Genomic DNA, 23,718 nt, shown 5'->3' on the forward strand with positions numbered 1-23,718 from the left:
GTGAGATACGCATGACCAGTCAGGACTCCACGCCTGCGGCCTTCGCCGTCCCCGGGGACAAGGACGCCGTCAAGGCGGCCGACCGTGCCCACGTCTTCCACTCCTGGTCCGCCCAGGGACGCATCGACCCGCTCGCGGTCGCCGGGGCCGAGGGCGCGTACTTCTGGGACTACGACGGGAACCGCTACCTCGACTTCTCCTCCCAGCTGGTCAACACGAACATCGGCCACCAGCACCCCAAGGTCGTCGCCGCCATCCAGGAGCAGGCCGGCCGGCTGTGCACCCTCGCACCCGGCTTCGCCGTCGACGTCCGCTCGGAGGCGGCCCGGCTCATCGCCGCACGCACCCCCGGCGACCTGGACCGGATCTTCTTCACCAACGGCGGCGCCGAGGCGATCGAGAACGCCGTACGCATGGCCCGGGTGCACACCGGGCGCCCCAAGGTGATGGCCGCCTACCGCTCGTACCACGGCGCCACGGCAGCCGCCATCAACCTCACCGGCGAACCGCGCCGCTGGGCCTCCGACACCGGCACCGCCGGCGTCGTCCGCTTCTTCGGCCCGCACCTCTACCGCTCCCACTTCCACGCCACCACCGAGGCCGAGGAGTGCGCCCGCGCCCTGGAGCACCTGGAGCAGACGATCCTCTTCGAGGGCCCGCACACCCTCGCCGCCGTGGTGCTGGAGACCATCGTCGGCACCGCCGGTGTGCTGATGCCGCCCGAGGGCTACCTGGCCGGCGTCCGCGAGATCTGCGACCGGCACGGCATCCTGCTCGTGCTGGACGAGGTGATGGCCGGCTTCGGCCGCACCGGCACCTGGTTCGCGGCCGACCTGTACGACGTCGTGCCCGACCTGCTGACCTTCGCCAAGGGAGTCAACTCCGGCTACGTGCCACTGGGCGGCGTGGCCATCTCCCAGGCCGTGGCCGCCACGTTCGACGACCGCCCCTACCCCGGCGGCCTCACCTACTCCGGTCACCCCCTCGCCTGCGCCTCCGCGGTCGCGACGCTCAACGCGATGGCCGAGGAGGGCATCGTGGAGAACGCCGCGCGCATCGGCGAGGACGTCCTCGGCCCCGGCCTGCGGGAGATCGCCGCACGTCACCCGTCGGTCGGCGAGGTGCGCGGCACCGGGGTCTTCTGGGCGCTGGACCTGGTCCGCGACCGGGAGACCCGCGAACCACTGGTGCCCTACAACGCGTCCGGCGACGCCGCGAAGCCGATGAACGACTTCGCGGCCGCCTGCAAGACGCGGGGCCTGTGGCCCTTCGTCAACATGAACCGCACCCATGTGGTGCCGCCGTGCACCGTCACCGAGTCGGAGGCCAAGGAAGGGCTGGCCGTGCTGGACGAGGCCCTGTCCGCCGCCGACGCCCACACCACCGATGCGGGGCGCGTGCGGTGATACGGCGGAGCACCCTGCGGGCGCAGGTCGCCACCGCCCTCCGGGACGAGATCCTCGCCGGCCGGCTGCCGACCGGGAGGGACTTCACCGTCAAGGAGATCGCCGACCAGTACGGCGTCTCCGCGACCCCCGTACGGGAGGCGCTGGTCGACCTCGCCGCGCAGGGTCTGCTCGACATGGAGCAGCACCGCGGTTTCCGCGTGCACGAGTTCTCCCCGGCGGACTTCCGCGCCATGATCGACGCCCGCTCGCTGGTCATGGAGGGCGTCTTCCGCTGGATACGGCAGCGCGGCGGCATCGTCGAGCTGCCCGACCGGGACGCGCTGCAGTCGGTGCGGCGGCGCGCCGTCGCCGCCGAACGCGCCGCGCTCCTCGGCGATCTGGACATCCTCATCGGCTACGACCTGCGGTACTGGCGCGAGTTGGGCGGCGTGGTGCACAACCCGTACGTGCGCGACTTCCTGGACCGCGTCCGTGTGCAGTGCTGGGCCTTCGCGGTGCCGGTGCTGCGGCGCGAGGAGAAGCTGGCCGGCCGCCTGTGGGCGGGGCACTGCACGCTGCTGGACGCGGTGGAGAAGCTGGACCTGGACGGGGCACAACGTCTCCTCACCGCGTACAACGCGCATGCGCTGACGCTGGTCGACGGCCCCTGACCGGGCCGCCCCCGCCCGTCGGGCGGACGTCGTTCGTGCCGAGGGGATCTTCTGCACCGGCGCGCCCCGGTCTACCCTGAGGCCGTCGGCCGCCCCCCAACCCGCGGAGCGAATCCCTTGGCCTGTGACCTGTGGCTCGTCCCCCTCGTCGACGTGCTGTGCCACAGCCCCGACAATCCCTTCGCGGAGGAGATCGCGACCTACGACCGGGCGCTCGCCGCGTCCGGCCTGCCGCCCGTCCCCGTGTACGGGTACGTACCGGGGCTGTCCGGCGACGTCGCCCCCGTCGCCGGCTTCGACTACGACGCCCTGCACCTGCTGCGCCGCGCGCATCTCCTCCAGCTGTGCAACCTGGAGGTCACCCCGGTGGACGCCCTCGGCGGCGACTACGAGCAGCTGCTGGAGATGTTCGAGCAGACCGCACAGCAGTCCCATCTGGTCTGGCACTACGACCACGCGGGCGCGTACGTGCCGGTGGACTTCCCGGCGCCGCTCGCCACGGACGAACTCCTCGAGGGCGGCGGCCCGCTGGGCTCCAGCCACGGGCTGCTGCGCGAACTGGAGGCGGTCGCCCCCTTCGTGGGCATCGACCCGCACAACCCGCCGCCACCACCCGAGGCGCCCACCCGGCCGACCGAGTTGGAAGAGCCCGCCGTGGCCCCCGCGTACGGCGAGGGCCCGTTCGCCCGGGAGCAGCACGTGTGGCTCGGGCTGCACCAGGCCGCGACGCGCAGTCTCGCCCAGGGCTCGATGATCATTTTCAGCTGACGCTCCGTCCGCGTCGTTCGACTACCGGACGGTGGGGTGTTCTTGCGGGGACATCCCGGCCGCAGCACTAGCCGCGGGCCCGCCCGGCGCGGCACCATCTGCGGGTCGGCGCGGCCTGCGCCGGCGCCTGTGCAGGTGTCAGGAGGGCAAGTGAGACGAACCGCATCGGTGGCCGTCGCCTTGGCGGCGATGGCATCGGGCCTGGTCTCGGCAGTGCCGGCGACAGCCGCTGCGGGATCACCCGCCGCCGCTTCGTCCGTGGACTGGACGGACTGCGGTACCGCGAACAACCCGACCATGCAGTGCGCGACGATCGACGTGCCGCTGGACCACGCCCGTCCCGAGGGCCGCCGGATCCAGATCGCCGTCAACCGCATCCCGGCCACCGCCGAGGAGAAGCAGGGACCGCTGCTGGTCAACCCGGGCGGCCCCGGAGGCAGCGGCCTCGGCCTCGCCGGCTACGTCGCCCGCTCGCTGCCCGCCGACGTGGCCGCGCAGTACGACGTCATCGGCTTCGACCCGCGCGGCGTCGGCAAGAGCGAACCCGCGCTGGAGTGCGAGCCCGGCTACTTCGACGCCACCCGCCCGGACTCCGTGCCGCACGACTTCCGCACCTTCGCGGAGAACATCTCGCGCGCCGCGTCCTTCGCCGTCGACTGCGGCATCCGTCACGAGGGCGTGCTGAAGCACATCAACACCCGCAACACCGCCCGCGACATGGACGTCATCCGCGCCGCGCTGGGCGCCGAGCAGATCAACTTCTTCGGTTACTCGTACGGCACCTACCTGGGTTCCGTGTACGCCGAGCTCTTCCCGGAGCGGGTGCGCCGGATGGTCCTCGACAGCATCGTCGACCCGACGAAGGTCTGGTACGAGGCCAACATCAGCCAGAACTACGCCTTCGACGAGCGCTTCAAGGCGTTCACGGCCTGGATCGCCGAGCACGACGCGACGTACGGACTCGGCGCCGACGCGGAGAAGGTCGAGGCCCGCTGGTACGAGATGCGCACCGCCATGCGGGACGAGCCGGCGAAGGGCGTCGTCGGACCGGCCGAGCTGGAGGAGTCCTTCCTGCCCGGCGGCTACTACAACGGCTACTGGCCCGCCATGGCCGAGGCGTTCGCCGCCTACGTCCACGAGGGCGACGAGCAGGCGCTGCTCGACCTGTACGACGACTACGGCAAGGTCACCGGGACGAACGGCTACAGCGTCTACACGGCCGTCGAGTGCCGCGACGCGAAGTGGCCGCGCGACTGGGGCACCTGGTACGAGGACGCCCGCGAGACGTACCGGAAGGCGCCGTTCCTGACCTGGTCCAACACCTGGTACAACGCGCCGTGTGCGTTCTGGCCCACCCGGCAGCCGGAGGCCACGGACGTCCGCAACGACGACATCCCGCCGGTGCTGCTCTTCCAGGCCACCGACGACGCGGCCACCCCGTACGCCGGCGGCGTGAAGATGCACAAGCTGCTCGACGACTCCCGCCTCGTGGTCGAGGAGGACGGCGGCAACCACGGCATCACGCTCGGCGGCAACGCCTGCCTGGACCGGTACCTGACGGAGTACCTGGCCGACGGCACGCTGCCGGACGCGCGCCGCGGCGTGGACGCGACCTGCGACGCCCTCCCGGAGCCGGAGCCGGAGCCGGAGCCCGCCGGCGCCGCCTCCTCGGAGCAGGGCGAGCGGAGCGCGCCGTCCGCGGACGGCGCCGACGGCGGGGAACTGCACCGGCTGCTGGGGACACGCCCCTGACCGGCTGAGCCGGAGCGCCGCAGACGACGGGGCCCGTCCGCCACCCGGCGAGCGGGCCCCGTCGGCGTGCCGGGCCGCGTCCGTGTGCCGGGCCCCGTCGGGGTGTCGCGCCGTTGGGTGTCGCCCTCGTCGCGTCCCGCAGGGCGTGGCACGGTCACTCGTTCGGCATTACAGTGTGTGTTCGCCCGACGACAGAAGCGGAATCGGGCAATCCACATCCACGCAGGCAACGAGGGGGCCCACATGGGGAACAGCGGAAACCGGCGCAGAGCTGCCGTCGCCCTGCTGACGGCGGCGCTGGCGGGGGCGTCGATCCTGACCGGCACGACGGCGACGGCCGCCGTGCCCGGACCGGGCACGGGCGCCGCGGCGGCCGACTACCGGTGCGGCGACAACCAGGAGTACACCGGCACGCCTCCGTGGCGGAAGGTCGAGATCAGCTACTACAACTGCGGGGACTCGACGGTGTACCGGCGCCTCCGCGGCGAGCGCTACCCGGACGTCCCGTACCCCTGCCTGAGCGTCTCGGCGGGCCAGGTCCGCACGTTCGGCTCCTTCAACCCGATGTACGGCGTGCCCTCCGGCACGGAGCCCTGCCAGCCCTGACGCCCACCGGGCGGGACCCCGGACCGCGGCCGTCGTCCTCCGTCAGGGGCGCCGTCCTCGCCGCCGCGGCCGGTGGACGGGCTTCGCCCGCGCACCTCCGAGTGCCGGGCGGGCCGGCCCCTCGGCAGCGGACCGCCGCCGGCGGTCAGCGGTCCGGGGGGCGCTGGCGGGGCATGTTGGGGCGGAGACTCGGGTGCGGCAGGCGTCCGCCCGCCGGCCCCGACGGGCCGTCCGCGCGGGGGGCGGCGGCCCCGCCGAACACCCCGGCGGCCCCCTTCGTCTGCACCCGCAGCGGCGTCGTCGCGCGGAACTCGACCATCCAGTCCGCCGTCTCGGCCCGCACCAGCTCCGTGACGTCCTCGGTGAAGCTCCGCAGCACGGACAGGCAGCGTTCGGCCGCCTCCGCCGCGGTGCCCTCGGTGGGCCCGAGCACCTCGCGGATGGACTCCGACGCCCAGTCGTACTGCAGCGCCTCCAGGCGCCGTTGCACCGCCTGCGCCGTCGCGACGTCGCGCATCCATCCCGAGGTGAGGCCGAACCAGCGGTCGCAGCCCGTGCACACCGCGGCCCCCAGCAGCGCGACGAAGCCCCACGCCGTCAACGCCGCGTCGAACGCCCCGGTGAGCTGCAGCAGCGGCAGGACGGCGCCCGCACCCACTCCGGCGGCGGTGCCCGCGCGCAGCGTCCGCGCGACGCGGCGCTTCCAGCGGCGGTCGGACAGGTACCACTCGACCATGTCGAGAGCGCCTTGTTCCACCCACTGGTAGAGCTCCTCCAGGCGTTCCGCCGGTTCGCCCCAGTCGCCCAGCGGGAACGCGCGGCTCAGCAGATCCCCCCGGCCGCTGCGTCGCGGCTTCCCGTTGCGCGAAGCGCCCTCCGGCCGCTTCTCCGGCTGACTCACCAGCCACTCCCTACGACAGCCCCCACACCGGCCACTTCCACCCCCTTCATACCGCCGGAAGAGGGATCCGCGGGGGCTTTCGGCGTCCTCCCGTCCCGAAGTGGGCAGTTGAGAGACCGGAGACCCCCCGCGCACATCACTCGAAAGGGTGACCAGTGAGGAGCCGGTACGCCTCTGCGTACTTGGCGCGGGTCCGCGTGACGACCTCCGCCGGGAGCTCCGGGGGCGGCTGCTCGCCGTCCCGGTCCCAGCCCGACTCGGGCCCGGACAGCCAGTCCCGCACGTACTGCTTGTCGAACGACGGCTGCGGGCGACCCGGCTGCCAGGTGTCGGCGGGCCAGAAGCGTGAGGAGTCGGGGGTCAGCGCCTCGTCGGCGAGGACGAGCTCCTCCTCGCCGTCCGGGCCCTCCGCGAAGCCGAACTCGAACTTCGTGTCCGCCAGCACGATGCCCCGCTCCCGTGCGACGTCGCGGGCGCGCGCGTAGACGGCGAGAGTGGTCTGCCGCAGCTGCGCCGCGGTCTCCACGCCGACGCGGCGGGCGACCTCCTCGTAACTGACGTTCTCGTCGTGCTCGCCGACCTCGGCCTTGGTCGCCGGAGTGAAGATCGCGGCGGGCAGTTCGGAGGCGTCCTGAAGGCCCTCCGGCAGCGCCAGTCCGCAGACCGTGCGGGTCCTCTCGTACTCCAGAAGTCCGGAGCCGGCCAGGTAGCCGCGTGCCACGCACTCCACGGGCACCATGCGCAGCGAGCGGCACACCAGGGTGCGCCCCTCCCAGTCGGCGGGTGCGCCGTCCGGCAGGTCGGAGGACAGCACGTGGTGCGGCACCAGGTCGGTGAGGTTCTCGAACCACCACAGGGAGAGCTGGGTGAGGATGCGGCCCTTGTCCGGGATCGGGGTCGGCAGGACCCAGTCGTACGCCGAGATCCGGTCGCTGGCGACCATCACCAGGTCGCCCGCCTCGTTCCGGTACAGGTCGCGCACCTTGCCGGTGTGCAGGTGCACCAGCCCGGGCACCTGCACGGGTTCGGGCCTGTGGACGAATCCGGACACGGTCTCTCCTGTGGTCGCGTGCTGCCGGGAACGCCCGGGCCTCGGCCGCCCGGCTCCGGCGGTGCTGGTCCGATTGTCCTGTACGCGGCCCGTCCCGGCCCGCCCGGGGTCGTGCCCGGCGCCCGGGGGAGTCGCGGGAGGCGGGAGACCGTGTGGGCCGACGAGAAGCGCGCGGGGCGGCGTCAGTGGCGTCGGCAGATCCGGTCGAGCAGGTTGGCCGTCGCGCGCTGGACCCGCTGGTCGACGTGGCCGGGCCGGTCCAGCGCCGGCGACCAGGCGAACGTCCCGGAGGCGAAGACGAGGGCGCCGCTCGGCGCCCGGTACAGCGAGGTCTCCTGGTGGCGCCGGGAGCCGGAGGCGTCCTGGTAGGGGGAGTGCGCCAGCAGGATGCGCTCGGTGTGCCCGGGCAGCGGCGTGCGCGGGAAGTAGCGGTCGGCCTCGCCCGCCACCAGACCCGGCAGCTCGTCGCCCTCGGCGACGCCCGTGGCCTGCCACAGCCAGTGGCCGGTGTTCCGCACCACCAGCGGGTGCGGCTGCGGCACCTGTCCCGCGTACTGCACGCCCAGCAGCTGCTGCTCCGGTTCGCCCTGTTCGCGCCACAACAGCGCGCGGCCGCCGCCCTGCCGCTTGCGGCAGGTCAGCAGGCGGTCTTCGGCGTCACCCGGCAGCGCCTGCAACTCGACCCGCCAGTACATGGTGTTGGCGGACAGGAACACCAGGGACGTGCCCGCGTCCCGGGCCCGTTCCGCGGCGCGCCGCATCGGCACCGACCAGTACTCGTCGTGGCCGGGGAAGACCAGGCCGCGGTACCGGGTCGGATCGACCCGGCCGGAGTGCAGGTCGCGCGTGTCCGCGTAGGCCAGGTCGTAGCCGTGGCGCTCCGCCCAGCGGATGAAGTCGTAGGCGTGCCCCACGTGCAGCGGCAGACCCGCTCCCGCGTACGGCCGGTCGAACGACACCGTGACCGCCGCGTCCTCCTCGCCCAGCAGCCGGCCCTCCTCGTCCCACGCGTGGTAGAGGCTCGCGCCGGTGCGGCCGTCCTCGGGGAAGAGGTTGTACGCCTGCCAGGTGACGTCCGGCATCAGCAGCAGGAGGTCCGCGGGGTCGCGGTCCCGCACGGTGAACGGGATGTGCGAGCGGTGGCCGTCCGCGGTGGTCAGCACGGCGACGTGGGCGCCCGTGGACCAGTAGTCCGGGATCTGCAGCCGCCAGGACAGCCACCAGTGGTGGCAGGACGCCGTGCGGTCCGCGACCAGCGGCTCGGGCTGCACGATGCCGGACAGCCGGGGGCTGGTGGTGATCTTGGTGGCGCCCTCGCCGCCGTAGTGCCCGATCCGGTAGACGTCCACGGAGAACGGCTGCGGCGGGCTGACCGTGACCCGGAAGTCGATCGACTCGCCCGGCGCGACGCCGCCGCAGGACGACGCGAAGCCCTTGATCTGGCAGTGCACGTCGTCGGCCGTACGCGGACCGCCGTGATGCGCGCGCCGTCCGCGGGCCGCCTGCCGCTCGCGCTGCACGGGGAGGATGCCGGACTGGTCGACGTCCACGTACCAGGGGACGACCTGCCCGTCGTCGAAGTAGTTCTCGCTGCCGCGCAGCCAGGGCAGCGGGCCCTGGGCGAACGGATCGCTCACCGCGTGTGCGAGCGCCCCCGACTCCCAACGCCTGATCTGCTCGGTCCTCACGCTTTCGCACCCCTCCCGGACGGTTCGTCCCCCGGTTCACAGGGCCAGCACATCACATGCAGCGAGGATTCGGTCACCGTTCGTCGCGATTCCTCGCCGGGGCCCCTGCCGCGTCCGGGACGGTCACCGCCGCCCCGGGGCAGCCGCTACACCAGACGGACCGGCTTGTCGGCGCGGATGCCGCGGGCCGTCAGCCAGTCGCGCAGCGGGCCGGGATCGCCGTCCTCGACCAGGTCCAGCACGGGTCCCGCCAGGTCGGTCGCCCGCTCGCCGTCGACGAGCAGGGCGGGCCCGTCCAGCCAGTCGAGGCCCGGTGCCGCGCCCGCGGTGTCCACGGCGGCGCAGCACACCGCCGCCGTCACGTGCTCGGCCATCAGCTCCCGCCCGGAGCGCGGCGGCCGCAGCGGCAGTCCCATCGGCGAGGGCTGCCCGGCTCCCGGCAGCACCGGCTCGTCCAGCCCGGGAGCCGTCGGGCAGGCGTCCTGCGCGGCCTCGGCCCGCGCGACGTCGGCGCTGATCCGGGCCGCGACGGCGTCCGTGCCGCCGGCCGCGAGGCGCTCCAGTATCCGGCCCACCGCCGCCTCCGTGTACGAGACGGCCGGTGCCGCCGCACCCCCGGCGCCGGAAGGTGCCCGTGCCGCCCCGTCCGCGTCCGCGGGCGGCGCGTGCTCGGCGGCTCCCGCCCGGCCGTCCGGCTCCGTCGCGTCGAGAGCGGCGAACAGGCGGGCCGCCTCGCCCCGCCAGATCCGGTCGACGACCTCCTCCGGGTAGTCCGTCCAGTCCACGGGCGCCCACCCGGAGCCCTCCCCGCGCGGCTCGCCGTGGAAGAGCCGCGCGGCCAGCAGCGAGACCGAGGCGTCGACCGCGCCCGGCTCCTCCAGCAGGTCGCACGCCGGACGCTCGCCCAGGCGCGAGGCGAAGCCGTCCGCCAGGCGGTCCCGGCGGGACAGCTCGGTGAGGGCCGCCACCACACCGGCGTCGAGCCGGGACGGCCAGCGGCCGGTGCGCCACGCGGGCAGCGCCACCCGGGTCAGCAGCCGGTCCCAGCCCGCGTAGGCCAGGCCGACCTGCTCCTGCGCGGTGGTGCGCAGTGCGCGGTCCACGTGCTGTGCGCGGTCCGCGGCGGCGGCCGCGACGCCGCGCTCCATCTCCGCGGCGTGCGGCCCGCAGGCGCGCAGCAGCACCCGGGCGACCAGCCCGGTGAGCCGCAGCACCGCCCGCCACGCCGGATTCGGCCCCGGACCGGCGTCGCGCCGGCCGCCGGCGCGGGCGCGGTCCGCGACGGCGACCGCCGCGTCCAGGCCGCGCACGCAGCGGCGCGCGGCGGCTATGTCCGGATGGGCGGACGGGCCGGTGCCCGCGACGACGGGGGCCAGCAGGGCGCGCAGCTCCGCCACCCGCATCCACCACAGGAACGGCGAGCCGATCACCAGCACCGGCGGCGCCTCCGAACGGCGACGCCGCAGCCACCGCACCGGCGCGCCGCCCGGCATCCTCCGCTCCTGCGCCGGGTGCGTACGGTCCTCCAGCCAGCTGTCGCAGTCCGGGGTGAGTGCGAGGGCCGACGGCACGGGCACGTCGAGCCGGTCGGCGAGTTCGCGCACCAGCACGTACAGGTCCGGGGCCTGCGCGCGGGTCACCGGCACGGTCGGACTGGTCGCCGGCCGGGCGCGGGCGATCACGGCGGCGACCCCGCCCGCGACGGCCAGCGCCAGCACGGCGGCGGCCGTCACGGCCCAGGTGGCCGGCGCCCAGCCCGGGCCGGCCAGGCCCGTGCTCGCGGCGACGTGCAGGATCACCGCAGCGCCCCCCGGCAGCAGGGCCGCCGCCAGCGCGGTGCCGCGGATGCGGAGCACCGCGAGGGCGTGATCCCTCGCGGACGGCGCATGGGGCGCCGTGGGCGCCGTGCGCGCCGAAGGCGCCGAGTGCGGAGCCGGCACTGACCGCTCACCCCCGAAGACGTAGGAGGACATTCATGACGTGACGCGACGAACGACGACGTGGCGGACGGAGCTTGTCGTATGCCCCCACTGTGGCACCACGCACCGACGACGCAATGCGCGGTGGGCCAGTCGAGGACCGCCCCGCGCGGCCGTACGCGGCTTGCCGGGAACCCTAGTTGGGGGCCGTACGAGCGTCAGCCGCTCGGCCGGGCCGTCACTCGATGGAATGGCTTTGCCCAACGGTGTTGCGCCCGGGCTCCTGATACGGGCGCCCCATTCGTCCCTTCTGGCCCGGGTGCCACCAGGGTGGATCGGCGACGGGCGTCAGGCACGGCAGGCGGCCGCCGACGGGTGCGGTCCCGCCGTCGCCGCGGAGCGGTGCGCGTGCGTCGTTCTTCCCGGCTGCGCGCTGTCCACCGCCGGGCGCCGCCGTTCCAGCCCTTCGTCCCGGCGCTCGTTCCCACCTGCTTCCGGGGCAGGGGAGAAGCCGGGCTCCGGCGGGATCAGGGGGTGCCGGCGGCCGCGGCGGCGATGTCCGTGCGGTGGTGGGAGCCGGCCAGCCGGATGCGTCCCACCGCCGCGTACGCCCGCTCGCGTGCCGTCGCCAGGTCCTCCCCGGTCGCCGTCACGGACAGCACGCGCCCACCGGCGCTCACCACGCGCCCGTCCGGGCTGCGGCGCGTCCCCGCGTGGAGCACGTACGCGTCCGGCCCGTCCTCGTCCCGCACCGCGTCGAGCCCCTCGATCGGGTCACCCGTGCGCGGCGCCGCGGGGTAGTTCTCGGCGGCGACCACGACGGTCACCGCCGCGCCGTCGTCCCAGCGCAGCGGCGGCAGCTCGGCGAGCCGCCCGGTGGCGGCCGCGTGCAGCAGCCCGCCCAGCGGCGTCCTGAGGCGCGCCAGCACCGCCTGCGTCTCGGGGTCGCCGAAGCGCGCGTTGAACTCGATGACGCGCACGCCACGCGAGGTGATGGCCAGCCCGGCGTACAGCAGGCCGGAGAACGGCGTGCCGCGGCGGCGGAGTTCGTCGACGGTCGGGCGGAGCACGGTGTGCTCGATCTCCTCGACCAGTTTCGGGTCGGCCCACGGGAGCGGCGAGTAGGCGCCCATGCCGCCGGTGTTGGGGCCGGCGTCGCGGTCGTAGGCGCGCTTGAAGTCCTGTGCGGGCTGCAGCGGCACGACGTGTTCCCCGTCGGTGACGGCGAACAGCGACACCTCGGGGCCGTCGAGGAACTCCTCGATCACGACCCGGCCGCAGGCCCGGGCGTGCTCCCGCGCGAGGTCCAGGTCGTCGGTCACCACCACGCCCTTGCCGGCGGCCAGGCCGTCGTCCTTGACGACGTAGGGCGCGCCGAAGGCGTCGAGTGCCGCGTCGGCCTCCTCCGGGGTGGCGCACACGTAGCTGCGGGCGGTGGGCACGCCCGCGGCGGCCATGACGTCCTTGGCGAAGGCCTTCGAGCCCTCCAGCCGCGCCGCTTCGGCCGAGGGGCCGAAGACGGGGACGCCTGCGGCGCGCACCGCGTCGGCGACTCCCGCGACCAGCGGTGCCTCGGGGCCGACGACCACCAGGCCCGCGCCGACCTGGGCGGCCAGCGCGGCGACGGCGGCGCCGTCCTGTGCGTCGACGGTGTGCAGCGCCGCCACGTCGGCGATGCCGGCGTTGCCGGGCGCGCAGTGCACTGCGGTGACGTCGGGATCGAGGGAGAGGGAGCGGCACAGGGCGTGCTCGCGGGCGCCGCTTCCGATGACGAGGACCTTCACGTGAGGCAGCGTAGCCGTCCGCGCCGTCGCGGTACGACGTCGGGCCCGGCGACCACGTCCCGCGCGGGGCCGTCCGCGTCCTGCCCGGCGCCTGGCGCCCCGGGACGGCCCGGCGGCGACCCAGGACCGCCCGGCGGCGACCCGGGAACGACGAAGGGCCCCGTTGCCGGGGCCCTTCGGTGCTCTGAGCGGACGACGAGGCTCGAACTCGCGACCTCAACCTTGGCAAGGTTGCGCTCTACCAACTGAGCTACGTCCGCATCGCACCGCCGTTCCCGCGCGGTGCGTGGCCCAGTATAGCCATGCTGCAGAGGGGCTCGTGCCACCGCTGCGGCGTGACCACGCTCACGTCCCGGCGGCGGGGGCGCGGTGCACCCTCAGAGCCAGCCGCGTTCGCGCGCCGCGCGTACGGCCGCGTGCCGGTTCTCCGCGCCGAGCTTCGCGGTCGCGGCGGAGAGGTAGTTGCGCACGGTCCCCTGTGCGAGGCGGGCGCGTGCGGCGATCTCGGCGACCGGGGCGCCGTCCGCGGCGAGTTCGAGGAGTTCCGCCTCACGTGCGGTGAGCGGGGAGTCGCCCGAGCTGATGGCGTCGGCGGCGAGTTCGGGGTCGATGTAGCGGCTGCCCGCGTGCACGGTGCGGATGATCTCCGCGAGCCGCTGCGCGGAGACCGTCTTGGGCACGAAGCCGCGCACGCCCGCCTCCAGCGCGCGTTTGAGATGGCCGGGGCGCCCGTGGCCCGTGACGATCATGGTGCCGCAGCCGGGTGCGTCGGTGCGCAGCGAAGCGGCGACGGCGACTCCGTCGGCGCCGGGCATCTGGAGGTCCAGGACGGCGACGTCCGGGGAGTGGGCCCGGGCCATGGCCAGTGCCTCCGGGCCGGAGGCGGCCTCGGCGACGACGGAGAGGTCGTCCTCGAGGGCGAGCAGTGCGGCGAGGGCGCCGCGGATGAGGTGTTCGTCGTCGGCGAGCAGGACGCGGATGCGTTGCGCGGGCTGCTCCCGGTGGGATTCGTGTCCGTTCACCCTCGTCCCTTCTCCCGGGCTCCGGGTCCGCCGTCCCGGACCCCTGCCATGTCTGCTTCGTCCCTGCCGACGGGGTCGCCGGCCGGCCCGCGCGGTCCGTCCGGCGCCTGGCCGTCGCGGTCTTCGTCCGGCCGGGCCCGTTCGTCCGCCGGGGCGGGGGCGGGCGGGGCGTGTGCGGCCGCGTCCGCCTCGCCGGTCGCCGCCGTGGCGTCCTGCGCCCGGGCGCCCGGGCGGCCCGGCGCGGCCACGGACAGCGGGATCTCCACCGTGAGGCGGAACGTGCCGGGAGACGGCCGCTCGGCGGTGAGTACACCGTGCAGGGCCGTCAGCCGTTCCCCCAGGCCCGCGAGGCCCGCGCCACCGGCCTGCTCGCCCGGGGACGGCGAACCGGGCCGGGGCCGTCCGCCGGGATCCCGCGCCCCGTCGTTCTCCATGACGAGCACCACCGCCCCGCGCTCGACCCGCACCGTGACGTCGCAGCGCGAGGCGTCCGCGTGCCGCAGTACGTTCGTGGCACCCTCGCGCACCACCCAGCCCAGCGCCGCGCGGACCGGCGGCGGCAGGCGGTCGTCGTCGTTCCGGGAGGTGACCCGGCAGTCGATGCCCGCCGCCCGCAGCACGCCGCGTGCGCCGGCGAGTTCCGTGGCGAGGTCCGCCTCCCGGTAGCCGCGGACCACGTCGCGCACCTCGCGCTGGGAGTCGCGGGCGATCCGCTGCACCTCGACCATCTGGTCCAGCGCCGCCTCCGGGCCGCGGTCGCTCCGGCGCGCCAGCTGCCCGGCGAGCTCGCTCTTGAGCGCGATGACGGACAGGTTGCGGCCCAGGACGTCGTGCAGGTCGCGGCCGAAGCGCAGGCGTTCCTCGGCGACGGCCAGTCGGGCCTGCGTCTCGCGGGCGTCGTCCAGTTCGCGCATCACGGCGATGTACCAGGCGGACGAGCGGGTGCTCACGCCCATCGCGAGGCCGCCGACCGCGGCGACGGCGGCGAGCGCCCCCAGTTCGCCGCCCTGGACGCCGACGGCGGCGAAGACGCCGGTCAGCGCGGCGACCACCCCGGCCAGCGTCCAGGCCGTGACGCGTACGGGCATCAGCAGTGCGTACGGCATCAGGAAGGCGCCGACGCTGACCATCAGGACCATGCCCTCGGCCGCTTCACCGCCCTGGCTGTCGGCCACCAGGAGCCACGCGGTGAGCCCGGCGGCGAGGGCGGCCAGTACACCGAGTACGGCGACGCCGAGCCACGGAGGCGGACGTTCCCCCAGGTAGGCGCGGAGCGCCCGGCCCACCACGACGGAGGTGGCGGCGCAGAGCACGGCGTGGACGCCGAGGACCGCCCATGCCGCCGCGGTCGCGGCAGAGGTGTCGGCGGCCTTCGTGGGGACCTGGGACAGACCGGCCAGCAGCATGATCCAGGGGAGCGCGAACAGCGACCAGCGGGTGGACGCCTCGACCTGGGCGTGCCGGCTGCGCCCGTGCCAGACGGCGCGTCCGTTCCGTAGCCAGCCGATCATCTCCACGCTTCCTTCGTCCTCGTCCCGGGATGAACGCCACCAGCATGAGGGGTACCGGCGTCACCGGCACGACCCCTCCGTCGTGCCGGTGACGGACGCGGTGCCGACGGGCGGCGTGGTGACCGTCCCGAGGTGCGCGCCGGGGAGCGGGCCGAGTGCCGCGTGCGCTCGTGGACCTCGATCGCCTCCCCGCCCTCACTCTTCCGCCACCGGTGCGCTGCGGGCAGTGCGGGCTGTCACCGGCCCGAATGACATCCGTCATACGGGCTCCGGGGCGTGACGGGTGCGCGGCGGGTACGGAGCCGGAAATGCGAAAAGGCCCCGCAAGCGGGGCCTTTTCCTTCTGAGCGGACGACGAGGCTCGAACTCGCGACCTCAACCTTGGCAAGGTTGCGCTCTACCAACTGAGCTACGTCCGCAGGCATCCATCCGGCTTTCACCGAATGGCGCGATGGTCACTGTACCCGATCCCGGCGGCCTGGCGGCTCGGGTCGGTGGTTCAGGGACGATCGGAGCGGGTGACAGGGATTGCACGCTGCGCCTCCCTCTTGGAAAGAGGGCGCTCTACTACTGAGCTACACCCGCACGCTCCGTGAGGTCTCCCTTGCGGGCTGTCCTCGCGGCGTGTGCCCGACTGTAGCGGATCACCCCGGGGTGCTGGCAAGTTGACGGCGGGGAGGCCGGACGACCGGCGCGGGGCCGGTGGCCGGCCTCCCCGACGGGCCTGTCAGCGGGAGGCGTTGAACGCCTCGTACACCTTCTTCGGGATGCGTCCGCGCGGCGGCACGTCGAAGCCGTTGGACTCCGCCCAGGCGCGCACCGCGCGCGGGTCGGGGGCGACGGAGGTGCGGTGGTAGGTCCTGCCCGACTTCGCCCGCTTGCGGCCGGCCTCCACGTAGGGGGCGAGGGTGCCGCGGAGTTTCTCGGCGTTGGCGTCGTTGAGGTCGATCTCGTAGGACTTCCCGTCGAGGCCGAAGGCGACCGTTTCCGACGCTTCTCCGCCGTCCATGTCGTCGGAGAGTGTGACCAGTACGCGCTGCGCCACGGATATCGGTCCTTCCGCTAAGGGTGGCCGCGACCGCTTGTGCATGCCTGCCCCTTCCATCCGTGGGCTGACATGCGGGAATGTCGTGCGGTCCGGCTGCTCGGAGATCGGTGTCTTTTCTTTTCTACAGGGATCGGCATTGTTTGCGAAGCGTCGCTATTCGCGCCTCGCGTGTCATGCCGCAATGTGGACCATACTTTTTTCGGCCTCGATTTCCCAGTGTTGCGTCTCGGTGATGCTCGAATGTGACCGATATCTACTCGCGTAGATTTTCGAGCCGGGTACGCTGGCGTACCGAAGCAGCAAGCTGCTGCGCGGTGGCGAACCGGCAGCACCACACATCACCGGGAGTACCTGTGGCCCGCGTCGTAGTCGACGTCATGATGAAGCCGGAGATCCTCGACCCGCAGGGACAGGCGGTCCAGCGCGCACTGCCCCGTCTCGGATTCGAGGGCATCGCCGATGTCCGCCAGGGCAAGCGTTTCGAGCTCGAACTGGAGGGTCCCGTCGACGACGCGGCCCTCGCCCGCGTGCGGGAAATGGCCGAAACGTTCCTTGCCAACACCGTGATCGAGGACTTCACCGTCCGCGTCGAGGAGCGGGAAGAGGCCGCCGTATGACGACGCGCATCGGTGTCGTCACCTTCCCCGGCTCCCTGGACGACCGCGACGCGCAACGCGCGGTCCGCCTCGCCGGCGCCGAACCCGTCGCCCTCTGGCACCGCGACAAAGACCTGCACCAGGTCGACGCCGTCGTGCTGCCCGGCGGCTTCTCCTACGGGGACTACCTGCGGGCCGGAGCCATCTCCCGCTTCTCCCCGGTGATGGAGACCCTGATCGAGCAGGCCAGGGCCGGCATGCCCGTCCTCGGCATCTGCAACGGCTTCCAGGTCCTCACCGAGGCCCACCTCCTGCCCGGCGCCATGCTGCGCAACGACCACCTCCACTTCGTCTGCCGCGACCAGCGGCTGCGGGTCGAGAACGCGGACACCGCCTGGACCTCGGACTTCACGCAGGGGCAGGAGATCACCGTCCCGCTGAAGAACCAGGACGGCCAGTTCACCGCCGACGAGCGCACCCTCGACGCCCTGGAGGCCGAGGGCCGCGTCGTCTTCCGCTACACCGGCTGGAACCCGAACGGCTCCCGCCGCGACATCGCCGGAATCACCAACGAGGCCGGGAACGTGGTCGGCCTCATGCCGCACCCCGAGCACGCAGTCGAGGAGCTGACCGGCCCCACCACCGACGGGCTCGGATTCTTCACCTCGGTTCTGAAGAAGCTGGTCACCGCATGACTCTGGACATCGGAACAGCCGAGGGAGCTATGGAGCGCCCCGGGCCGCGATGCCTGTACCACCCCGCGCGAAGGAGCGACCGAGCGTGACTCTGGATACCGTCAAGCACGCCGAAGAGACGCCCGAGACGGAACTGCCGTGGGCCGAGCTGGGCCTGAAGCAGGACGAGTACGCGCGCGTCCGCGAGATCCTGGGCCGCCGCCCGACCGGTGCCGAACTCGCCATGTACTCGGTGATGTGGTCCGAGCACTGCTCCTACAAGTCGAGCAAGGTGCACCTGCGGCAGTTCGGCGACAAGGCGCCCGCGACCGACGCGCTGCTCGTGGGCATCGGCGAGCAGGCGGGCGTGGTCGACGTCGGCCAGGGCTACGCCGTCACGTTCAAGATCGAGTCGCACAACCACCCGTCGTACGTGGAGCCCCACCAGGGCGCGGCCACCGGTATCGGCGGCATCGTGCGGGACATCATCGCCATGGGCGCGCGCCCGGTCGCGGTCATGGACCCGCTGCGCATGGGTGCCCCCGACCACCCCGACACCAAGCGCGTGCTGCCCGGTGTCGTCTCCGGCATCGGGAGCTACGGCAACTGCCTCGGGCTGCCCAACATCGGCGGTGAGGTCGTCTTCGACGCCTGCTACCAGGGCAACCCGCTGGTCAACGCGCTGTGCGTGGGCGTGATGAAGCACGAGGACATCCACCTCGCGAAGGCCGCCGGCGCGGGCAACAAGGTCATCCTCTACGGCGCCCGCACCGGCGGCGACGGCATCGGCGGCGCCTCGCTGCTCGCCTCCGAGACCTTCGACGACGAGAAGCCGTCGAAGCGTCCCGCCGTCCAGGTCGGCGACCCGTTCCAGGAGAAGCTGCTCATCGAGTGCACCCTGGAGCTGTTCCGCGAGGGCCTGGTCACCGGCATCCAGGACCTCGGCGCGGCCGGTCTGTCCTGCGCCACCAGCGAGCTGGCGTCCAACGGCTCCGGCGGCATGCGCGTCACCCTCGACGACGTGCCGCTGCGCGACTCCTCCCTCTCCCCGGAGGAGATCCTGATGAGCGAGTCCCAGGAGCGCATGTGCGCCGTCGCCGAACCGGCGAAGGTCGAGCGCTTCCTGGAGATCTGCGAGAAGTGGGACGTCACCGCCACCGTCATCGGCGAGGTCACCGACGGCGAGCGGCTGGAGATCTACTGGCACGGCGAGCAGATCGTCGACGTGCCGCCGCGTACCGTCGCCCACGAGGGGCCGGTGTACGAGCGCCCGTACGCACGCCCCGACTGGCAGGACACCCTCCAGGCCGACGACCCGGCACGGCTCGCCCGCCCCGAGGGCGGCGACGCGCTGCGGCAGGCCGCCCTCGACCTGGTCGGCTCGCCGAACCAGGCGTCGAAGTCCTGGGTCACCGACCAGTACGACCGCTACGTGCTCGGCGACACCGTCCTGGCGCAGCCCGAGGACGGCGGCATGATCCGCATCGACGCGGAGTCGGGTCTGGGCGTCGCCGTGGCGACGGACGGCAACGGCCGGTACGCCAAGCTCGACCCGTACGCGGGCGCGCAGCTCGCGCTCGCGGAGTCGTACCGCAACGTCGCCGCCACCGGTGCCACCCCGCTCGCGGTCACCGACTGCCTCAACTTCGGCTCGCCGGAGGACCCGGCCGCCATGTGGCAGTTCGCGGAGGCGTGCCGCGGGCTCGCCGACGCCTGCCAGGTGCTCGGCACCCCCGTGACCGGCGGGAACGTCTCCCTCTACAACCAGACCGGCGACGCCGCCATCCACCCGACACCGGTGGTCGGGGTGCTCGGCGTCATCGACGACGTGGCGCGGCGCACGCCGATGGCGTTCGCCGACGAGGGCCACCTGATCTACCTGCTCGGCGAGACGAAGGACGAGTTCGGCGGCTCGGCGTGGTCGCAGGTCGCGCACGGCCACCTCGGCGGACGGCCGCCGGCGCTCGACCTGGAGCGTGAGCGGCTGCTCGGCGAGATCCTGGTCTCCGCGAGCCGCGACGGCATGATCGACGCGGCCCACGACCTGTCCGACGGCGGACTGGTCCAGGCACTCGCCGAGTCCTGCCTCGAGGGCGGGCGCGGCGCCCGGATCGTCGTGCCGGACGGGATCGACCCGTTCGTCCTCCTCTTCTCCGAGTCGCAGGGCCGCGCGATCGTCGCCGTCCCGCGCAGCGAGGAGGTCCGCTTCAACGACATGTGCGGCGCGCGCGGTCTGCCCGTCGCGCGGATCGGCGTCGTCGACGGCGACGCGATCGACGTCCAGGGCCGGTTCAGCCTCCCGCTGGACGAGCTGCGGGCGCGGCACGAGCGCACCCTCCCGGAGCTCTTCGGCTGATCGCCAACCGGCGTGTGGGCGAGGGCCCGGGACACCTGAACTCAGGTGTCCCGGGCCCTCGTTGTACGTTGCCGAGGTGGCAGACACCGGTTACCCCACCCGACGGACCGAGCACCTGCGCACCGCGACCGTCTGGGTCGCGGTGGGCGCGATCCTGCTCAGCCTGTGGGCGCTGTGGGACTTCTGGGACCGCCGTCACACGATCGACGAGGCCTGCGCCGGCCTCGTCCCCGCCGACGAGGTGCTCGACCTGTCGCTCTCCGGCGGGGACATAGCCGGGAGGGAGGCCGGGGAAGGCCGCATCGACCGTGCCCAGGGCTTTCCCCAGGGCTGCGACGTGTTCAGCGGCGAGTCGGCCGATGCGGCCGGATCGGAGGCGGAGCACCTGCTTTTCTTCACCGCCGAGGTGACGGTGGAGCCGGTCGGCCCGTCGGCGGAGCAGATCTGGGAGGTCGACGCCGCCGGTTCGTTCTCGGGAATCGGAGAGGACGCCTACGCCCGCCAGCCGGTGGGCGACGGCATCGACGGCACGATCGGTGAGGACGACGCCTACGTCCGGCTCGCCTGCACCGGCGGCAGCGGTCGGGGCGGAAGGCGTCGAGACGATCACTGCGAAGGCCGTCCTGCGGAACCACTCCTCGTTCTGGGCCGGCCAGCAGCTCCGTCAGATGCCCCAGGGCGACCGCGACACGCTCGTGCGGATCGCCGTCGACACGGCGAACAACCTCGCTGAGAGGCTCGGCTGCCGGGAACGGCTGCCCGACTCGCCGGAGCACGTGCCCGGCGTGCGGCTGGAACCGGTGGCCGCCGGGCGCGCCGACGGCACCTGCGCATGGCTCGCCCGCGCGGATCTCCCGGGCGCGGGCCGGGACTGGTTGCCCGACCAGGCGTACGAGAGCCGTATCGCGGGGGAGGTCTGGAACGAGGAGTGCCTGCTGCGTCTCGGCCCGGAGGCCGCCCGGAAGGCCGTCTCCCGGCACCGCGACGATCCGGACCTGGAGAGCTTCTACGACTCGGTGGGCGTGGACGACGTCCTCTGGGCGCGCACCGAGAGCTTCTTCGGCGAGCCGGCGCGGCACGTGGTACTCGACAACGCGGCCGACGGCATCGTCCGCCCGGAACCCGGTACGGCCGGGCACACCCGTGGCCACATCTGGTGGGCCACGTCGGTGTGCGACGGCGAGCCCGCGATGCACACGCTGACGCTCAGCCGGCCGTACACGCTGGCCGCGCAGCGACACTACGGCGCGGTCTTCCGCGCCTACGTGGACTCCGTGGCCGAGCGTCGCGGCTGCGAGCAGGTCCGCGTCCCGGCCCCCGAGACGTTCACCCGCCCCTGAGCCCTCCACTTCCCCTCGTCCGGCACCCACCCCGGGGAGAGGGAAGGGCCGGAGGCCGGGCTTCGTGACCCGCCGCGAAGAGGGCAGCGCGCCGCGTAAGCTCGATCGCATGGCGCCCCCGAAGCTCCGCAGCTACGACCCCCTCCGCGTCCGCAAGGCCCTCACCGCCCAGGTCGAGTCCGTCGCCGCCGCCGCGCACGCCCTCACCGCGGAGCAGTACGCACAGCCCTCCGGGCTCCCCGGCTGGGACGTGCACCACCTGGTCGTGCACATCGCCGGGCAGATCGACGCGGTCCCGCGCCTCCTCGCGGAACCGGAACCGGACGTCGCCGCGCCCCAGGTGGACCTGTCGACGTGGGCACTGTCCACCGCCACCCGGGCGAAGGACCTGGACGAGGCGACCCGCGCCGACGCCGCGGCGTCGCGGGACGCCGCCGCCCGCGTCGACGAGGCGGTCGAGCAGCTCGAACCCGTGCTGGAGTCCGCCGTGCGCCCGGACCTGCTCCTCCCGCACGGGTTCGGCGCGATGCGCGCGCTGGACTTCACGGTGACCCGCCTCGTGGAGCTGGTGGTGCACACCGACGACCTGGTCCGCGCGACCGGCCACCGGGTGCCGCTGGACCGGCAGGCCCTGGCCGCGACGATCCGTCTGCTGGCGGACGCGCTCGCCGCGAAGGCGCCGGGCCGGGCGGTGGAGGTACGGGTGCCGCCGTTCGCGGTGACGCAGTGCGTGGAGGGCCCCCGGCACACCCGGGGCACGCCGTCCAACGTGGTGGAGACCGATCCGCTGACGTTCCTGCGGCTGGCGACCGGCCGTACCACGTGGGAGGCGGCGCGGGCCCGCCGCGTGGTGCAGGCGAGCGGTGAGCGCGCCGACCTCTCGCCCCACCTGCCGGTGCTCGGCTAGGGCCGGACGGGGCCGGCCCGGAAGGGTCCCGGGCCGGACGGAGCCTCGCGCCCGGGTGTGGGCGGACCCACACCCGCCGGGTTCGGCCCACTCCCTCGCCTGGCCTAGACTCGTGAACGTGCCACGTGGTGACGGACGACTCAACCACGACCTGCTCCCCGGCGAGAAGGGTCCCCAGGACGCATGCGGCGTCTTCGGGGTCTGGGCTCCGGGTGAAGAGGTCGCGAAGCTGACCTATTACGGGCTGTACGCGCTCCAGCACCGTGGACAGGAGTCCGCGGGCATCGCGGTGAGCAACGGCTCCCAGATCCTCGTCTTCAAGGACATGGGACTGGTCTCGCAGGTCTTCGACGAGACCTCCCTCGGCTCCCTCAGAGGGCATATCGCCGTGGGCCACGCCCGGTACTCGACGACCGGCGCGTCCGTGTGGGAGAACGCCCAGCCGACGTTCCGTGCCACCGCGCACGGCTCGATCGCGCTCGGCCACAACGGCAACCTGGTCAACACCGCCGAGCTGGCGGAGCTGGTCGCGAAGCTCGCCGACGGCCGAACGGGCGGCCGCGCCACCCAGGTCGCCGCCACCAACGACACCGACCTGGTCACCGCGCTGCTCGCGGGCCAGCCCGACGCGAACGGCGACCCCCTCACGGTCGAGCAGGCCGCCGGGCTGGTGCTGCCCAAGGTCCAGGGCGCGTTCTCGTTCTGCTTCATGGACGAGCACACCCTCTACGCCGCCCGCGACCCGCAGGGCATCCGCCCGCTGGTCCTCGGACGGCTGGAGCGGGGCTGGGTCGTCGCCTCCGAGACGGCCGCCCTGGACATCTGCGGCGCCTCGTTCATCCGCGAGATCGAACCCGGCGAGATGATCGCCGTGGACGAGGACGGACTGCGCTCCACACGCTTCGCGGATGCGAAGCCGAAGGGCTGTGTCTTCGAGTACGTGTACCTGGCCCGCCCCGACACCGACATCGCCGGCCGCAACGTCCACCTCTCCCGCGTGGAGATGGGCCGTCGACTCGCCAAGGAGGCACCGGCCGACGCCGACCTGGTGATAGCGACCCCGGAGTCCGGCATTCCGGCCGCCATCGGCTACGCCGAGGCGAGCGGCATCCCCTACGGCCGCGGCCTGGTCAAGAACTCCTACGTCGGCCGCACGTTCATCCAGCCCTCGCAGACCATCCGGCAGCTGGGCATCCGTCTCAAGCTGAACCCGCTGAAGGAGGTCATCCGCGGCAAGCGCCTGGTCGTCGTGGACGACTCGATCGTCCGCGGGAACACGCAGCGGGCGCTGGTGCGGATGCTGCGCGAGGCGGGCGCCGCCGAGGTCCACGTACGGATCAGCAGCCCGCCCATCAAGTGGCCGTGCTTCTTCGGTATCGACTTCGCCAACCGCGCCGAGCTGATCGCCAACGGGCTCACCGTCGACGAGATCGGCACCTCGCTCGGCGCCGACTCGCTCGCGTACATCTCCCTCGACGGCATGACCGAGGCCACGACGATCGCCAAGCCGAACCTGTGCCGGGCCTGCTTCGACGGCGAGTACCCGATGGACCTGCCCGACCCCGAGCTGCTGGGCAAGCACCTGCTGGAGCCCGACGGCGCCGCGGCCCCCGCGCGTACCGACTCGGACGGCGTGGACTCGATGACCGCCGGGGTCGGCGGCGCCGACGCCCTGCGCCGCCCGTGAACGCCGCCCCCGCCGGCCCGCGACCCGTCCAGACTCCGCACCCCTCACC

General features: G+C 73.6%; 20 protein-coding genes and 3 tRNA genes. 12 read left to right on the plus strand and 11 right to left on the minus strand.

The features are described from left to right. The first annotated feature begins 11 nt into the window (after positions 1 to 11). From RM572_RS13210 to RM572_RS13230, 5 genes are all read left to right on the plus strand, one after another. The gene (locus RM572_RS13210; RefSeq protein WP_311673518.1) at positions 12 to 1,406 is read left to right on the plus strand and encodes an aspartate aminotransferase family protein; all 1,395 of its coding nucleotides are present in this window, start codon (positions 12 to 14) and stop codon (positions 1,404 to 1,406) included. Further along, complete coding sequence (locus RM572_RS13215; protein WP_311673519.1) at positions 1,403 to 2,059, plus strand: GntR family transcriptional regulator; 657 nt, start codon at positions 1,403 to 1,405, stop codon at positions 2,057 to 2,059. The genes RM572_RS13210 and RM572_RS13215 overlap by 4 nt, the downstream gene beginning before the upstream one ends. Positions 2,060 to 2,176: 117 nt before the next feature. Continuing rightward, positions 2,177 to 2,827 carry a hypothetical protein gene (locus RM572_RS13220; protein ID WP_311673520.1) on the plus strand — a complete coding sequence of 217 codons (651 nt, stop codon included), beginning with the start codon at positions 2,177 to 2,179 and terminating at the stop codon, positions 2,825 to 2,827. Between the two features lie 150 nt (positions 2,828 to 2,977). Further along, positions 2,978 to 4,579: an alpha/beta hydrolase gene (locus RM572_RS13225; protein WP_311673521.1), complete on the plus strand. Its 1,602-nt coding sequence runs from the start codon at positions 2,978 to 2,980 to the stop codon at positions 4,577 to 4,579. Between the two features lie 243 nt (positions 4,580 to 4,822). Then, a complete protein-coding gene (locus RM572_RS13230; RefSeq protein ID WP_311673522.1) occupies positions 4,823 to 5,185 on the plus strand; it encodes a hypothetical protein in 363 nt (120 codons plus the stop codon). Positions 5,186 to 5,330: 145 nt separating this feature from the next. On the opposite strand, the gene RM572_RS13235 is transcribed toward RM572_RS13230, so the two are convergent. The 11 genes from RM572_RS13235 to RM572_RS13285 form a co-directional block, all read right to left on the minus strand. Beyond that, complete coding sequence (locus tag RM572_RS13235; RefSeq protein WP_311673523.1) at positions 5,331 to 6,086, minus strand: SLATT domain-containing protein; 756 nt, start codon at positions 6,084 to 6,086, stop codon at positions 5,331 to 5,333. 136 nt (positions 6,087 to 6,222) lie between these two features. Next, a complete protein-coding gene (locus RM572_RS13240; protein ID WP_311673524.1) occupies positions 6,223 to 7,137 on the minus strand; it encodes a phosphoribosylaminoimidazolesuccinocarboxamide synthase in 915 nt (304 codons plus the stop codon). A gap of 182 nt (positions 7,138 to 7,319) precedes the next feature. Then, positions 7,320 to 8,825, minus strand: a complete 1,506-nt coding sequence (locus RM572_RS13245; protein WP_311673525.1) for a N,N-dimethylformamidase beta subunit family domain-containing protein — start codon at positions 8,823 to 8,825, stop codon at positions 7,320 to 7,322. 146 nt (positions 8,826 to 8,971) lie between these two features. Next, on the minus strand, positions 8,972 to 10,681 hold the full coding sequence (locus tag RM572_RS13250; RefSeq protein WP_311673527.1) for a hypothetical protein: 1,710 nt from the start codon (positions 10,679 to 10,681) through the stop codon (positions 8,972 to 8,974). 590 nt (positions 10,682 to 11,271) lie between these two features. Further along, positions 11,272 to 12,528 (minus strand): phosphoribosylamine--glycine ligase, encoded by a 1,257-nt coding sequence (gene purD / locus RM572_RS13255; RefSeq protein ID WP_311673528.1) that lies wholly within the window; start codon positions 12,526 to 12,528, stop codon positions 11,272 to 11,274. A 187-nt stretch (positions 12,529 to 12,715) separates the two neighbouring features. Then, positions 12,716 to 12,788 (minus strand) — tRNA-Gly (locus tag RM572_RS13260). A gap of 117 nt (positions 12,789 to 12,905) precedes the next feature. Further along, complete coding sequence (locus RM572_RS13265) at positions 12,906 to 13,550, minus strand: response regulator transcription factor (RefSeq protein ID WP_311673529.1); 645 nt, start codon at positions 13,548 to 13,550, stop codon at positions 12,906 to 12,908. Next, positions 13,547 to 15,061, minus strand: a complete 1,515-nt coding sequence (locus RM572_RS13270) for a sensor histidine kinase (RefSeq protein ID WP_311673530.1) — start codon at positions 15,059 to 15,061, stop codon at positions 13,547 to 13,549. Before RM572_RS13270 ends, RM572_RS13265 begins: the two co-directional genes overlap by 4 nt. 346 nt (positions 15,062 to 15,407) lie before the next feature. After that, positions 15,408 to 15,480: transfer RNA gene (locus RM572_RS13275), tRNA-Gly, on the minus strand. Positions 15,481 to 15,574: 94 nt separating this feature from the next. After that, a tRNA-Gly gene (locus RM572_RS13280) sits at positions 15,575 to 15,646 on the minus strand. Positions 15,647 to 15,788: 142 nt separating this feature from the next. After that, positions 15,789 to 16,106: a histone-like nucleoid-structuring protein Lsr2 gene (locus tag RM572_RS13285; RefSeq protein WP_027764196.1), complete on the minus strand. Its 318-nt coding sequence runs from the start codon at positions 16,104 to 16,106 to the stop codon at positions 15,789 to 15,791. Between the two features lie 356 nt (positions 16,107 to 16,462). On the opposite strand from RM572_RS13285, the gene purS reads away from it, so the two are divergent. The 7 genes from purS (at position 16,463) to purF (ending at position 23,669) form a co-directional block, all read left to right on the plus strand. Beyond that, positions 16,463 to 16,726: a phosphoribosylformylglycinamidine synthase subunit PurS gene (gene purS, locus RM572_RS13290; protein ID WP_027764195.1), complete on the plus strand. Its 264-nt coding sequence runs from the start codon at positions 16,463 to 16,465 to the stop codon at positions 16,724 to 16,726. Further along, positions 16,723 to 17,400: a phosphoribosylformylglycinamidine synthase subunit PurQ gene (gene purQ, locus RM572_RS13295; protein ID WP_136183393.1), complete on the plus strand. Its 678-nt coding sequence runs from the start codon at positions 16,723 to 16,725 to the stop codon at positions 17,398 to 17,400. The genes purS and purQ overlap by 4 nt, the downstream gene beginning before the upstream one ends. Before the next feature lie 85 nt (positions 17,401 to 17,485). Beyond that, the gene (purL, locus tag RM572_RS13300) at positions 17,486 to 19,735 is read left to right on the plus strand and encodes a phosphoribosylformylglycinamidine synthase subunit PurL (protein WP_311673531.1); all 2,250 of its coding nucleotides are present in this window, start codon (positions 17,486 to 17,488) and stop codon (positions 19,733 to 19,735) included. A 76-nt stretch (positions 19,736 to 19,811) separates the two neighbouring features. Then, positions 19,812 to 20,468, plus strand: coding sequence for a hypothetical protein (locus tag RM572_RS13305; RefSeq protein WP_311673532.1), 657 nt, complete (start codon positions 19,812 to 19,814; stop codon positions 20,466 to 20,468). Then, positions 20,404 to 21,075, plus strand: a complete 672-nt coding sequence (locus RM572_RS13310; protein ID WP_311673534.1) for a hypothetical protein — start codon at positions 20,404 to 20,406, stop codon at positions 21,073 to 21,075. Before RM572_RS13305 ends, RM572_RS13310 begins: the two co-directional genes overlap by 65 nt. A gap of 109 nt (positions 21,076 to 21,184) precedes the next feature. Continuing rightward, entirely contained in the window at positions 21,185 to 21,982 is a 798-nt protein-coding gene (locus RM572_RS13315; protein WP_311673535.1) for a maleylpyruvate isomerase family mycothiol-dependent enzyme, read from the plus strand. A 118-nt stretch (positions 21,983 to 22,100) separates the two neighbouring features. Continuing rightward, positions 22,101 to 23,669, plus strand: a complete 1,569-nt coding sequence (purF, locus tag RM572_RS13320; RefSeq protein WP_311673536.1) for an amidophosphoribosyltransferase — start codon at positions 22,101 to 22,103, stop codon at positions 23,667 to 23,669. The last annotated feature ends 49 nt before the right edge of the window (positions 23,670 to 23,718 follow it).

This window comes from Streptomyces hazeniae (assembly GCF_031845485.1).
Classification (GTDB): Bacteria; Actinomycetota; Actinomycetes; order Streptomycetales; family Streptomycetaceae; genus Streptomyces; species Streptomyces hazeniae.

What these genes read in the sequence shown, in the direction of transcription:
- RM572_RS13315 (WP_311673535.1), top strand. Translation starts at nt 21,185, where the DNA reads ATGGCGCCCCCGAAGCTCCGCAGCTACGACCCCCTCCGCGTCCGCAAG.
- RM572_RS13210 (WP_311673518.1), top strand. Translation starts at nt 12, where the DNA reads ATGACCAGTCAGGACTCCACGCCTGCGGCCTTCGCCGTCCCCGGGGAC.
- RM572_RS13270 (WP_311673530.1), bottom strand. Translation starts at nt 15,061, where the DNA reads ATGATCGGCTGGCTACGGAACGGACGCGCCGTCTGGCACGGGCGCAGC.
- purQ (WP_136183393.1), top strand. Translation starts at nt 16,723, where the DNA reads ATGACGACGCGCATCGGTGTCGTCACCTTCCCCGGCTCCCTGGACGAC.
- RM572_RS13310 (WP_311673534.1), top strand. Translation starts at nt 20,404, where the DNA reads ATGCCCCAGGGCGACCGCGACACGCTCGTGCGGATCGCCGTCGACACG.
- RM572_RS13230 (WP_311673522.1), top strand. Translation starts at nt 4,823, where the DNA reads ATGGGGAACAGCGGAAACCGGCGCAGAGCTGCCGTCGCCCTGCTGACG.